The following is a 12,501-nucleotide window of genomic DNA, read 5'->3' as shown; positions in this document are numbered from 1 at the left end:
CCTCGTTGCGGGCAGATCTGCACGTCGCGCACTGGCGCAACCGCTTGAGACCGAGGACACTGACGGCGAGAGCGAGCAGGAGGACCAGCGATGACCACTACCGACGAACGCAACATCAAAGCACCACGGCCATCGGTCGCCGCTGCCGCTGCCCGCGCGTACATCACCATGGCCGAACGCGATCATCAACCCGTACCCGACTGGATTCGCGACGCTGCAGCGGGACGACCGACCACTCCGCCTCCCGAATAGCGGGTCTACCGGCGCGTGATCGCGATCAGGCCGCGCACGCTCGCAACTCCGTCAAGGTAGAAGCGAAAATGCCCGTTGGGCCGTGGGATACGTCGCAATACTCGCCGTCTCGCCAGAAGAACACCGAGCGCGACAGTGGGCTCGGTGTGTCACGACTGAACATGTCGGCCAGCTCGGCGAGTGCGGCCACTGCCCCGAGTGCACTATCGGCATCGCTCGGCCTGTGAACGGCCACTTCGTAGGCGCTGGGGACGGCGAACAAAAGGCCGTACAGGCACTCGCCGAGGTGCGTCGATATCAACGTGGGCATGTCTGCGACCTTCGACGCGAGGTAGATCGAATCGCCGCTCAGTACATGGACGTCGATGCCGTCCCTGCTGAGGATCTGGGCGTCCTCGAACTGCATCGCAGCCGTGTTGTGTCGGCCGGCAGCCCACGCGGCCTGCAGGTCCCGGCCGACGAGATGCCGATCGGCCAGTGTCAGCGCTCGATTGGGAGACGACAGATTCAGCACACGCACCGGGGATCCGGGTGCGTCGACCAGGGGAACCGCGTAATCGTATTCAGCCAGTGCCTCGAGGGCGGTCGGTGCGATGACGCGCTCGCGCAACCTCGCATGGAACTCGTTGTCCGACAAGGAGGTGATGAACGTCGGGTCGGCTTCGCGCATCATCTCGATCATGACGTCGACATGGCTGTCGATGATGCTGTCCCACGCCGATCTGCCTGCCTTCGAGCAGCGGGCGAAAAGGTTCTCCAGCGGAAGGTGCGCGCCTGATCCCGTCGCCAGTGTTGTCGAATCCACGCGGTGAACCACTACCCCGCGCCTGCGGAACACCTCGATGGTCTTCATCCGCACGATTGCGAATGTGGTTGCGTGAACTGCACCGTAGTTCGGCAAAGACTGAAATTTCATGAAGATCCCCCCGGGTCTGTGTGTGCTCTCGATGCGTTCGACGCGGCGGCTGCCACAATGGTTCCCATGCCGTCCAACGCCTCCGCAACCGGTCTCTGCAACTTCGTCGACGTCTCGCCGTCCCCGTTTCACGTGTGTCGGACGGTGTCGGTGCAGCTCGAGGAGGCCGGTTTCGTTCGGCTCGACGAGATCGACGCGTGGCCGACCGAACCCGGTCGCTACTACTTGATCCGCGGCGGTTCACTCGTCGCATGGAGTACCGAGCGTGATTCGGGTCGTTCCGCAGGCTCCACTCCCGATGGCCCCTTCCGTGTCGTCGGCGGGCACACCGACAGCCCCAACCTTCGCGTCAAGCAACATCCCGATCTGCAATCCGCGGGCTGGCAGATGGTGGGCCTCGAGCCATACGGCGGTGCGTGGCTCAACTCTTGGCTCGATCGCGATCTGGGTATCTCCGGCCGGTTGAGTGTGCGCGACGGCAGCACGGTACGCGAGGTCCTGGTGAAGGTCGACGAGCCCATCCTGCGGGTGCCGCAGCTCGCGATTCACCTCTCCGAGGATCGCAAGGGCGTCACCCTGGATCCGCAGCGACACGTCAATGCCATTTGGGGCGTGGGTAATTCGCCACAATCGTTCATTGCATACGTCGCCGAGAGAGAAGGCGTCGACCCGCATTCGGTACTGGGCTGGGAGTTGATGACACACGACCTCGCGCCCAGTGCAGTCGTAGGGGTCGAGTCGGAATTGGTCAGCGCGCCGCGTCTGGACAATCAGGGCACCTGCTACGCCGGAACTCAGGCTTTGCTTGCCGCAGTGGAGAATCCGACCGCTGTCACTCCGGTGCTGGCATTGTTCGACCACGAGGAAGTCGGCAGCATGTCCGACCGCGGCGCGTTCTCGGATCTGCTGAACACCGTGCTCGAGCGCATCGTGCTCGGACGCGGCGGTGGCCGTGAGGACTTCCTCCGCACGATGGCCGGATCCATCTGTGCCTCAGGCGATATGGCGCACGCTACGCACCCGAACTACCCGGATCGGCACGAGCCCGCGCATCGCATCGAGCTCGGCGGGGGACCGGTGCTGAAGGTCAACCAGAACCTGCGCTACGCAACGGACTCCGCCGGAGCAGGTGCCTTCGCGCTCGCCTGCGATCAGGCCGGAGTTCCCTTGCAGCGCTACGTACATCGCGCCGATCTACCCTGTGGATCGACTATCGGACCAATCACCGCGTCGCGCACCGGGCTGTCGACGGTGGACGTCGGGGCAGCGCAGCTGGCCATGCATTCGTCGCGAGAGTTGATGGGTGCCAACGACGTGAAGTCCTACGCCGACGCGCTGGCGGCATTCCTCGCCCCTGCCTGAGCCTGAGCGGCGATCGCAAACGCGCGCGCATTCGTCAGGTGCGCGTGGATTAGTGCCCGATTTGGTGGCTGTTCCGCTCGCGTCTGGCAAACGCGCGCGCGTGTGCGAGATCGGGGGGGTGGGCGTCGAACTGAGGTGCGCCTGGGGGCACCGGGGCTAAGGATCGTCGGGTGGTCGGGGTCGAACGCGCGCGCATTCGTCAGGTGCGCGTGGATTCGTGCCCGATTTGGTGGCTGTTCCGCTCGCGTCTGGCAGACGCGCGCGCGTGTGCGAGATCGGGGGGGTGGGCGTCGAACTGAGGTGCGCCTGGGGGCACCGGGACTAAGGATCGTCGGGTGGTCGGGGTCGAACGCGCGCGCATTCGTCAGGTGCGCGTGGATTCGTGCCCGATTCGGTGGCTGTTCCGCTCGCGTCTGGCAGACGCGCGCGCGTTTGCGAGATCGGGGGGGCGAACGCGCGCGCGTTTGCGAGATCGGGGGGTGAACGAGCGTCCCGAACCCCGAACCCCGACGACCTAGACCGGATCGAGTTGCAGGCACGCATCCGCCGCGAGCCAGAACAACTGTTCGCGCACTGTTGTCGCCTTGGTCCAGCCGCGGTGATCCCAGTCGGCGGCCAGGGAGTCTCCCGCGTACAGCAGTTGGGCGAATCGCACTCCGCGGAATCGGGCCACCGCGCAGAATGCCGATGCCTCCATGTCGACGGTTCGGCAGCCCTCTTCGACGCGGCGAGAAACCCGGGCGCGGGTCTCGCGGTAGAGCGCGTCGGTCGTCCAGGATCGCCCGGTGACGAAGTCGATTCCGGCATCGGTGAGCACCGACTGGAGTACGGCCACACCTGCCGGGTCGGCCTCGACCACCCGTCCGGGCGGTAGGTAGTGGAACGAGGTGCCCTCGTCGCGCAGGGCGCTGTCGACCACCATCACGTGTCCCATGCCCAGGTCGTCGGACAGGGCTCCGGCACCGCCGACGGCCACGAACTGCGTGCAGCCCATGGCGATGGCCTCTTCGAGGAACAGCGCAGCCAGTGGCGCGCCGACTCCGGGATGGAAGACGGCGAGCTTCTGTCCGCCTCGTTCGATCTCGTAGACGGGGTGTTCGCCGTGCTCGGAGCGCATGACCGACACGACTCGGGCGTCGCCTTTCGCGCAGATGCTGTCGATCACCTCGGAGAAGAAGCAGACGACGGCCTTCGGCGGTACGTCGACTCCCTTGGCCACCATCGACGGGTCGATGACGCCCGTTTCATCCAGATCGTCCTCGGTCAGTGCGATGTCCATCAGGTGATGTTCGCACGAGGCCGATACGTCCGATGCCGTAGATGTCGGTGGCACCTTATACACTCGCCCTGGCATTTCGCTCCATCGAAGGGACCTATTCCTCGTGTCCGCTAGCTCTGTACCCACAGACACTGTCTCCAACGCCGTCGCCACCCCCGACGTTGCGCAGCCGTACAAGGAACTCGGACTCAAGGACGACGAATACGTCCGCATCAAGGAAATTCTCGGCCGTCGGCCCACCGATGCCGAATTGGCGATGTACTCCGTCATGTGGAGCGAGCACTGCTCGTACAAGTCCTCCAAGGTGCACCTGAAGTACTTCGGTGAGACCACCACCGACGAGATGCGCAAGCCGATGCTCGCCGGCATCGGTGAGAACGCGGGCGTCGTCGACGTCGGCGACGGCTGGGCCGTCACGTTCAAGGTCGAGAGCCACAATCACCCGTCGTACGTCGAGCCCTACCAGGGTGCGGCCACCGGCGTCGGCGGCATCGTCCGCGACATCATGGCCATGGGTGCGCGCCCGATCGCCGTCATGGACCAGCTGCGATTCGGTGCTGCCGATGCACCCGATACGCGCCGCGTCCTGAGTGGCATCGTCGCAGGCGTCGGCGGTTACGGAAACTCCCTCGGCCTGCCGAACATCGGCGGCGAGACGGTGTTCGACGCCTCGTACGCCGGTAACCCTCTGCTCAACGCCCTGTGTGCCGGCGTCATGCGCGTCGAGGACATGCACCTGGCGTTCGCGTCGGGCCTGGGCAACAAGATCATTCTGTTCGGTGCCCGAACCGGTCTCGACGGGATCGGCGGCGTGTCCGTCCTCGCGTCGGAGACCTTCGACGGTGACGAGACCGGTGGGGGCCGCAAGAAGCTCCCCGCGGTGCAGGTGGGCGACCCGTTCACCGAGAAGGTGCTCATCGAAGCCTGCCTCGAGCTGTACTCGAACAAGCTGGTCGTCGGTATCCAGGACCTCGGCGGTGCCGGATTGTCTTGTGCCACTTCGGAACTCGCCTCGGCGGGTAGTGGTGGTATGCACATCGAGCTGGAGAAGGTGCCGATGCGCGCCACCGGCATGACGCCCGCCGAGGTGCTCTCGAGCGAATCCCAGGAGCGCATGTGCGCCGTGGTGACGCCCGACAACGTCGATGCGTTCATGGCCGTCTGCAAGAAGTGGGACGTGCTGGCGACCGTCATCGGTGAAGTCACCGACGGTGAGCATCTGCAGATCACCTGGCACGGAGAGACCGTCGTCGACGTTCCGCCGAAGACCGTTGCGCACGAAGGACCGGTGTACAACCGTCCGGTTCAGCGCCCGGACACCCAGGACGATCTGGTCGCGAACACCACGGCGTCGCTGCAGCGTCCGGAAACCGGGGACGAACTGAGGGCGACGCTGCTGAAGATGATCGGCTCGCCGCAGTTGTGCAGCCGTCGATTCATCACCGAGCAGTACGACCGCTATGTGCGCGGCAACACCGTTCTCGCCGAGAACGCCGATGCAGGCGTGATCCGAATCGACGAGAAGACCGGGCGCGGAATCGCTTTGGCCACCGACGCGTCGGGCCGTTACACCGCACTCGATCCTTACCAGGGTGCCCAGCTCGCACTCGCCGAGGCGTTCCGCAACGTCGCGGTCACCGGCGCTACACCCAAGGCCGTCACCAACTGCCTGAACTTCGGCTCGCCCGAGGATCCCGGTGTCATGTGGCAGTTCCAGCAGGCCGTGCGAGGACTGGCGGACGGCTGTGTGGCCCTTGGCATCCCGGTCACCGGCGGCAACGTCAGCTTCTACAACCAGACCGGTGCCGAGCCGATCCTGCCGACCCCCGTCGTCGGTGTGCTCGGCGTGATCGACGACGTGCATCGCCGCATTCCCACCGGCCTCGGACTCGAGCCCGGCGAGACGCTGATCCTGCTGGGCGAGACCTACGACGAGTTCGACGGATCCATCTGGTCGCAGGTCGAGCACGATCACCTCGGCGGCGTTCCACCCAAGGTCGATCTGGCTCGCGAACAGTTGTTGGCCGACATTCTGCTGTCGTCCTCGCGCGACGGACTGGTGTCGGCGGCACACGACCTGTCCGAGGGTGGTCTTGCGCAGGCAGTGGTGGAAGCGGCCCTGGCCGGTGAAACCGGTTGCCGCATCATCGTTCCCGAGGGTGCCGATCCGTTCGTCACACTGTTCTCGGAGTCCTCGGGTCGCGTACTGGTCGCGGTGCCGCGCACCGAAGAGACTCGTTTCACCGGTATGTGCACCGCCCGCGGTCTGCCGTGGACGCGCATCGGTGTCGTCGACGAGGGTTCGGATTCCATCGAGGTGCAGGGGCAGTTCTCCGTCCCGATGGCGGAGCTGCGTGAGACGTTCGAGAGCACTCTCCCCAGACTTTTCGGCTGACCGAGGTGGGGGGACAGGCATCGGTCGGGAAACAGGCATCGGAGCGGCACGACAGAGAACTCGATGCCGCACTCGAACCGGATCAGCATCATCGGTACCACCTGCCGACCCTGGAATTCTCGGTCCCCTCGCCCGACAAGCATCCGTTCGTCATGTGGGCGTGGGGTCTGCTGCGCCTCGACTTCACCGGGATCGCGTTCAGCGCGTTGTTCTTCTGCTGGTCGCTGACTCCGTCGCTGCTTCCTCGCGGGTGGCTGTTCCAGGGCATCATCGGCGGTATCAACGCGGCCATCGGCTACGCCTTCGGTGTGGCGATCGGGTGGGCGGTGACGCGGTGGTGGTTGTCGTCCCGATCGTGGTGGCCGTTGCCGCGCGCGGTCGATCGCGCCGTCAAGATCGCTGTGCCGGTCGTGGCTGTCGCGGTGTCGATGATCATGCTGGCCATCTCGGCGGAATGGCAGCGTGAGCTCGCGGCATTGATGGACGCGGAGGGCACCACCACAACGGGTTACCTACGAACCGGGGCACTCAGCCTCGCCATTGCGGCACTGCTGATTTCGCTGTGGCGGGTGTTGCGCGACGTCGTTCGACTGCTGGCCCGCCAGATCAACCGCGTGGTGAAGATGCCACGGGAAGTGGCCAATGCGCTCGGGGTCGTCCTCCTCGTCGTGCTCTCCGTCGCACTGGTTCAGGGCGTGCTGCTCCGTGCGGTCTCGGCGGTCACCAACTCGGCATTCAGTCTGCAGAACGACGAAACTCGTGATGGGGCAGAACAACCCGTCGCCGACGAGCGATCCGGCAGCCCGAACTCGTTGGCCCCGTGGGACACCCTGGGCTTCGAGGGTCGTAACTTCGTCTCCAGCGGTCTGCGCGCCGACGAGATGGAACGGGCCACGGGCCGCCCGAGTCTCGAGCCGATTCGGGCATACGCAGGATTGGAAACCGCAGAGACCCAGGACGAACGACTCGACATCGTGGTCGCCGAACTCGAACGCACCGGGGCCTTCCAGCGGCAGGCCCTGATCGTCGTTCCGACGACGGGCACCGGGTGGGTGAATCCGACCGCCATCGAAGCGGAAGAGCTCATGTTCGACGGCGATGTCGCCACCGTCGCATCTCAGTATTCGTATCTGCCCAGCTGGATCTCGTTCATCGCCGAGGGCGACAAGGCGGCTCAGGCCGGCAAAGCGCTCATCGACAAGGTTCACGATCGCTGGCTGCAGGAGCCGGAGGCCACCCGCCCCAAGTTCTACGTGTACGGCGAGAGCCTCGGTACCCAGGCCGGGGAGGGTGCCTTCGACGGTTTGGCGGACATCAGGGCCGTCACCGACGGAGTCCTGTGGGTGGGTCCGCCGAACAACAACCGCATCTGGAGTCAGTTCGTCAGCCGACGTGATCCGGGAAGTCCCGAGGTTCGGCCGGTCTACTCCGAGGGGCTGACGGTTCGCTTCGCCGACAACTCGTCGGGCATCCCGCCGGAGGACCAACCGTGGTACGCACCGCGGATCCTGTACGTCCAGCATGCCTCGGATCCGGTGGTCTGGTGGTCGCCGGATCTGCTGTTCGAGCGTCCCGACTGGCTTTCCGAACCACCGGGGCCGGATCGGCTGCCGAGTATGCGATGGTTCCCGGTCGTCACGTTCTGGCAGGTGGCCGCCGACCTGACCAACGCCGCGGGCGTCCCCGACGGACACGGCCACAACTACGGCACCCTGGTGCTCGACGGCTGGGTCGCCGTCGCCGCACCCGAGGGCTGGACCGACCGCGACACCGAACGAGTCCGCGGAGTCATGGAGCAGTTCGCGGGCCGAGACGGTCCCGAGAAGTGAGCCCCGAAGCGCTACTGATCGGCGCCGCGACGACGGCGTGGAGCACGGTCGTGCTGCCGTCGACAGATCTCGATGCCCGTGGACGGGCGGTGGCCAATGCCTCGTTCGCCGTGGCCGTCGCGTCGGTAACGGGCCGCAGCGCCGCGCAACTGGGATTGCGCAACACTGCTGCCGGCCTGAAGTGGGGCGCTGCGGCGTCGGCGATTCCTGTCCTCGGATCTGCCGTCGTCGCCGCAATTCCAGCGCTGCGACGTCGGGTCCGGCCTTCCGAGGACGAGCTGGCCGAGTGGGTGCTGTTTCGCATTCCCGTGGGAACAGTGCTCACCGAGGAGTTGCTGTTCCGTGGTGTGCTCGACGCCGCGTCGCCGGCCCTGTCGCCGATCTTCTTCGGCCTGTGGCACATTCACCCGGCCCGCGCTGCCGGAGACACAGTGATCGGAACGGTGCTGGCGACGAATGTGGCCGGGGTTGTCTTCTCATGGCTCAGGGCCCGCAGTGGAAGCGTGCTCGCCCCGGCGCTGTTGCACTACTTCCTCAACACGAGTGGCGCTGTGCTGGCGCATCTCGCAGCGAACGACAGGAGTCGGTAGCAGTGCCTCCGCACAAGGAAGTCAGCCCCGCCGAGGTGCGCGACGCAGTTCTGGCGGTGGGGGACTGGATCAAGGGTGAGGCGGACAAACCGGCTCGCGCACAGATTGCCGCGGCAGTGCGCACCACCGCCAGAACTCTCGGCCAGAATGCGCCCGGATCCTCGGTGGAGGTACGCGTACCGCCGTTCGTTGCGGTGCAGTGCATCGTCGGGCCTCGTCATACTCGAGGAACTCCGCCGAACGTCGTCGAAACCGATGCTCTGACGTGGCTGCAGGTGGTGACCGGAACCCGGGATTTCGCCGAGGCCCTCGCCGACGGTTCCATCGATGCGTCCGGTAGCCGGGCGGCCGAAGTGGGCCGCTGGTTACCGCTGCTGTCCATCAAGTGAGCCTGCCTGATCCGAGGGCGAATCGGACACTCGTTCACCTGTTGGGAATCTCCCGTCCACACGATGCGTTGACTCCGGCCGTGTGCCCGTAGACTTGGGCACGGCCCCCCGCCCCGTACCCCCAAGGGAGCAATGCCCGTGACCAACGCCGATTTGTCGGTCGACAGTCCGAATCTTCTGCTAGGCAAACCCCTCGACGAACCGGAGAACGAGCCGCGCGAAGAGTGCGGAGTGTTCGGAGTGTGGGCACCGGGCGAGGATGTGGCCAAGCTCTCCTATTACGGCCTTTATGCGCTGCAGCACCGTGGTCAAGAGGCTGCCGGCATTGCGGTGTCCGACGGTTCTCAGGTACTGGTGTTCAAGGATCTCGGCCTCGTCAGCCAGGTGTTCGACGAGCAGACCCTGGGAGCTATGCCCGGGCATGTCGCCATCGGCCACTGCCGCTACTCCACCAGCGGGTCGGTGACGTGGGAGAACGCTCAGCCGATCTTCCGCACCACCACCGCGGGCACCGGGATTGCGCTCGGCCACAACGGAAATCTCGTGAATTTCGCCGAGCTCGCCACCAAGGCTCGTGACGCCGGCCTGATCAGCGATCGGCTGCAAGGAAACGGCACCTCGGATTCCGATGTGGTGACGGCGCTGATGGCCCACAAAGCCGCCGATTGCACCGTCGAACAGGCGGCGATGGAGCTGTTGCCGCAGCTCAAAGGCGCGTTCTGCCTGACGTTCATGGACGAGCACACGCTCTACGCCGCCCGTGACCCGCACGGTGTTCGCCCGCTGTGTCTCGGCCGTCTCGATCGCGGCTGGGTGGTTGCCAGTGAGACGGCCGCGCTCGACATCGTCGGTGCCGCGTTCGTTCGAGACATCGAGCCCGGCGAGCTGCTCGCGATCGATGCCGACGGCGTTCGGTCGTCGCGTTTCGCCGCTCCCGAGCCCAAGGGATGCGTGTTCGAGTACGTCTACCTCGCACGACCCGACAGCGTGATCGGCGGCCGTTCGGTGCACTCGACTCGCGTCGAGATCGGACGACGGCTCGCCAAGGAGCATCCGGCCGAGGGCGATCTGGTGATTCCGGTGCCCGAGAGCGGAACTCCCGCTGCGGTCGGTTTCGCTCAGGGCTCGGGCATTCCCTACGGCCAGGGCCTGATGAAGAACGCCTACGTGGGCCGCACGTTCATTCAGCCGTCGCAGACCATTCGTCAGCTCGGCATCCGGCTCAAACTCAATCCACTCAAAGAGGTCATTCGGGGCAAAAGGCTGGTGGTGGTGGACGATTCGATCGTCCGCGGCAATACCCAGCGTGCGCTGATCAGGATGCTGCGAGAAGCCGGTGCGCTCGAGATTCACGTCCGCATCGCGTCGCCACCGGTGCGGTGGCCCTGCTTCTACGGCATCGACTTCGCTTCTCCCGCAGAGCTGATCGCCAACGGCGTCGACTCCGAGGACGGGATTCTCGAAGGCGTCCGCCAGGCCATCGGTGCGGACTCGCTGGGGTACATCTCCATCGACGGCATGATCGCGGCGTCGGAGCAGCCCGAATCGCGGTTGTGTGCAGCATGTTTCACCGGTAAGTACCCGATCGATCTGCCCGCCGACAATGCGCTCGGCAAGCACGTTCTCGAGGGTCTACTGGCGTCGGCGGCCGGGCAGCCGGTGGCCAACGACGCAAATGTGAGCGCTCTCAGTCGCCCTTGAGCTGGGCTTTTCCCTGAGGGAACAGCAGGGTTTTCTCAATGCCACATATTGGAAACAGTCCATCGGTACTGTCCCGAGTTACATAGGACACACCGATTTGGATAGAGGCATCAGATGACCCTGTCGCCCGACGACGGACGCATGCTGCGCTACAGCGCCGCATCCAGGACAGCTGTGCGCAAGCACGGTAAGAAGACCGCTGCAGTGGCAGCACTGTCGGTACTTGCATTGACGGCCGCTGCGTGCGGCTCGGGACGCACCGACGCCGGCGGATCCGGTGACGGCGGCGGCGGAGATACCATCACCGTCGGCACCACCGACCAGGTGACCTCGCTCGACCCGGCCGGCTCGTACGACAACGGCTCGTTCATGGTGATGAACCAGACGTACCCCTTCCTGATGAATTTCGCGCCCGGCAGCTCCGAGCTCGAGCCCGATGTCGCCGAAAGCTGCGATTTCGCCGAGCCGACCGTCTACAAGTGCACGCTCAAGGACGACCTGACGTTCGCGAACGGCAACCCGCTGACGAGCGAGAGCGTGAAGTACTCGTTCGACCGGATCGTTGCGATCAACGATCCCAACGGGCCTGCGTCGTTGCTGACCAACCTCGACAGCGTCGCGACACCGGACGAGAAGACCGTCGAGTTCACGCTGAAAGCAGCGAACGATCAGACGTTCCCGCAGATCTTGGCGACACCGGCAGGTCCGATCGTCGACCAGACGTTGTTCCCGGCGGACAAGATCCTCGACGACGACGCCATCGTGGCGGGTACCCCGTTCGCCGGTCCGTACTCGATCTCGAGCTACGCCAAGAACTCCCTCGTCAGCTTCACCGCTAACGGTGACTACAAGGGCATCCTCGGCACGCCGAAGACGTCGTCGATCAACACGAAGTACTACACCAGCTCCGACAACCTCAAGCTCGACGTGCAGAACAAGGCCATCGACGTCGCGTGGCGCTCGTTGACGCCGACGGACGTCGAATCTCTCGGCGGGGTGGACGGTCTCACCGTGCACGAGGGACCCGGCGGCGAATCGCGCTACATGGTCTTCAACATGAACACGATGCCCGGCGACACCCCCGACCAGAAGCTGGCCGTACGCAAGGCAATTGCGGCCTCGGTGGATCGTCAGGCGCTGTCGGACGGCGTCTACAAGGGCACCTACACTCCGCTGTACTCCGTCGTCCCCACAGGTTTGGCCGGTGCGAACACCGCGTACGGCGATGTCTACGGCACCACGCCCAACCGTGACGAGGCAGCCGGATTCCTTTCTGCCGCAGGCGTTGCCACCCCGGTGCAGCTCAACCTGCAGTACAACCCGGACCACTACGGTTCGTCCTCGAGCGAGGAATATGCCGCGATCAAGAGTCAGCTCGACGCGACGGGCCTGTTCAACGTGAACCTGCAGTCCACCGAGTGGAGCACGTACACCAAGGAACGCGTCGCCGACGCGTACCCGGTGTACCAGCTGGGTTGGTTCCCGGACTACCCCGACGCAGACAACTATCTGACGCCGTTCTTCGCGCCGGACAACTTCCTGCAGTCGCACTTCGAGAGCCCGGCCATCACGTCACTGCTCGATCTCGAGCGCACGACGGCCGACGAGAATGCGCGGATGCAGATCATCGGCCAGATCCAGACCGAGCTCGCGACGAACTACCTGCCGACGCTTCCGCTGTTGGAGGGCAAGCAGATTGCCGTCGCAACCAACGAGATCAGCGGCGTGGACGAGACGCTCGACGCCTCGTTCAAGTTCCGGTTCGTCACGCTCGCCAAGAGCTGACGG

At 65.2% G+C, this 12,501-nt stretch carries 10 protein-coding genes; 8 read left to right on the top strand and 2 right to left on the bottom strand.

What is annotated here, in order from left to right:
- Positions 1–90 precede the first annotated feature (90 nt).
- Positions 91–252: a hypothetical protein gene (locus BH93_RS21835; protein WP_155290824.1), complete on the top strand. Its 162-nt coding sequence runs from the start codon at positions 91–93 to the stop codon at positions 250–252.
- 25 nt (positions 253–277) lie between these two features.
- On the opposite strand, the gene BH93_RS21830 is transcribed toward BH93_RS21835, so the two are convergent.
- Positions 278–1,168: a hypothetical protein gene (locus BH93_RS21830; RefSeq protein WP_037171121.1), complete on the bottom strand. Its 891-nt coding sequence runs from the start codon at positions 1,166–1,168 to the stop codon at positions 278–280.
- A 66-nt stretch (positions 1,169–1,234) separates the two neighbouring features.
- On the opposite strand from BH93_RS21830, the gene BH93_RS21825 reads away from it, so the two are divergent.
- On the top strand, positions 1,235–2,530 hold the full coding sequence (locus BH93_RS21825; RefSeq protein ID WP_197914462.1) for a M18 family aminopeptidase: 1,296 nt from the start codon (positions 1,235–1,237) through the stop codon (positions 2,528–2,530).
- Positions 2,531–3,044: 514 nt separating this feature from the next.
- Here the strand turns inward: BH93_RS21825 and BH93_RS21820 are convergent.
- Positions 3,045–3,809, bottom strand: a complete 765-nt coding sequence (locus BH93_RS21820; protein WP_242459029.1) for a nucleoside phosphorylase — start codon at positions 3,807–3,809, stop codon at positions 3,045–3,047.
- A 103-nt stretch (positions 3,810–3,912) separates the two neighbouring features.
- On the opposite strand from BH93_RS21820, the gene purL reads away from it, so the two are divergent.
- The 6 genes from purL (at position 3,913) to BH93_RS21790 (ending at position 12,498) form a co-directional block, all read left to right on the top strand.
- Positions 3,913–6,204: a phosphoribosylformylglycinamidine synthase subunit PurL gene (gene purL / locus BH93_RS21815; RefSeq protein ID WP_037171123.1), complete on the top strand. Its 2,292-nt coding sequence runs from the start codon at positions 3,913–3,915 to the stop codon at positions 6,202–6,204.
- A 101-nt stretch (positions 6,205–6,305) separates the two neighbouring features.
- Positions 6,306–8,033, top strand: a complete 1,728-nt coding sequence (locus tag BH93_RS21810) for an alpha/beta hydrolase (protein WP_371832108.1) — start codon at positions 6,306–6,308, stop codon at positions 8,031–8,033.
- Entirely contained in the window at positions 8,030–8,623 is a 594-nt protein-coding gene (locus tag BH93_RS21805; RefSeq protein WP_037171126.1) for a CPBP family intramembrane glutamic endopeptidase, read from the top strand. Before BH93_RS21810 ends, BH93_RS21805 begins: the two co-directional genes overlap by 4 nt.
- A gap of 2 nt (positions 8,624–8,625) precedes the next feature.
- Positions 8,626–9,012 (top strand): sterol carrier family protein, encoded by a 387-nt coding sequence (locus tag BH93_RS21800; protein WP_032376375.1) that lies wholly within the window; start codon positions 8,626–8,628, stop codon positions 9,010–9,012.
- A gap of 138 nt (positions 9,013–9,150) precedes the next feature.
- A complete protein-coding gene (gene purF, locus BH93_RS21795; RefSeq protein ID WP_032406013.1) occupies positions 9,151–10,713 on the top strand; it encodes an amidophosphoribosyltransferase in 1,563 nt (520 codons plus the stop codon).
- A gap of 141 nt (positions 10,714–10,854) precedes the next feature.
- Positions 10,855–12,498, top strand: a complete 1,644-nt coding sequence (locus tag BH93_RS21790) for an ABC transporter substrate-binding protein (RefSeq protein WP_052064778.1) — start codon at positions 10,855–10,857, stop codon at positions 12,496–12,498.
- Positions 12,499–12,501: the final 3 nt, after the last annotated feature.

The organism is Rhodococcoides fascians A25f (genome assembly GCF_000760935.2).
Taxonomy (GTDB): Bacteria; Actinomycetota; Actinomycetes; order Mycobacteriales; family Mycobacteriaceae; genus Rhodococcoides.
Note: the sequence above shows the minus strand (reverse complement) of the source record. Positions and strands in the feature narration are given on the sequence as shown.

Bases quoted from the DNA above. Each gene is read 5' to 3' on its own strand.
- BH93_RS21820 (WP_242459029.1), bottom strand. From the start codon at position 3,809: ATGGACATCGCACTGACCGAGGACGATCTGGATGAAACGGGCGTCATC.
- BH93_RS21825 (WP_197914462.1), top strand. From the start codon at position 1,235: ATGCCGTCCAACGCCTCCGCAACCGGTCTCTGCAACTTCGTCGACGTC.
- BH93_RS21830 (WP_037171121.1), bottom strand. From the start codon at position 1,168: ATGAAATTTCAGTCTTTGCCGAACTACGGTGCAGTTCACGCAACCACA.
- BH93_RS21790 (WP_052064778.1), top strand. From the start codon at position 10,855: ATGCTGCGCTACAGCGCCGCATCCAGGACAGCTGTGCGCAAGCACGGT.
- BH93_RS21835 (WP_155290824.1), top strand. From the start codon at position 91: ATGACCACTACCGACGAACGCAACATCAAAGCACCACGGCCATCGGTC.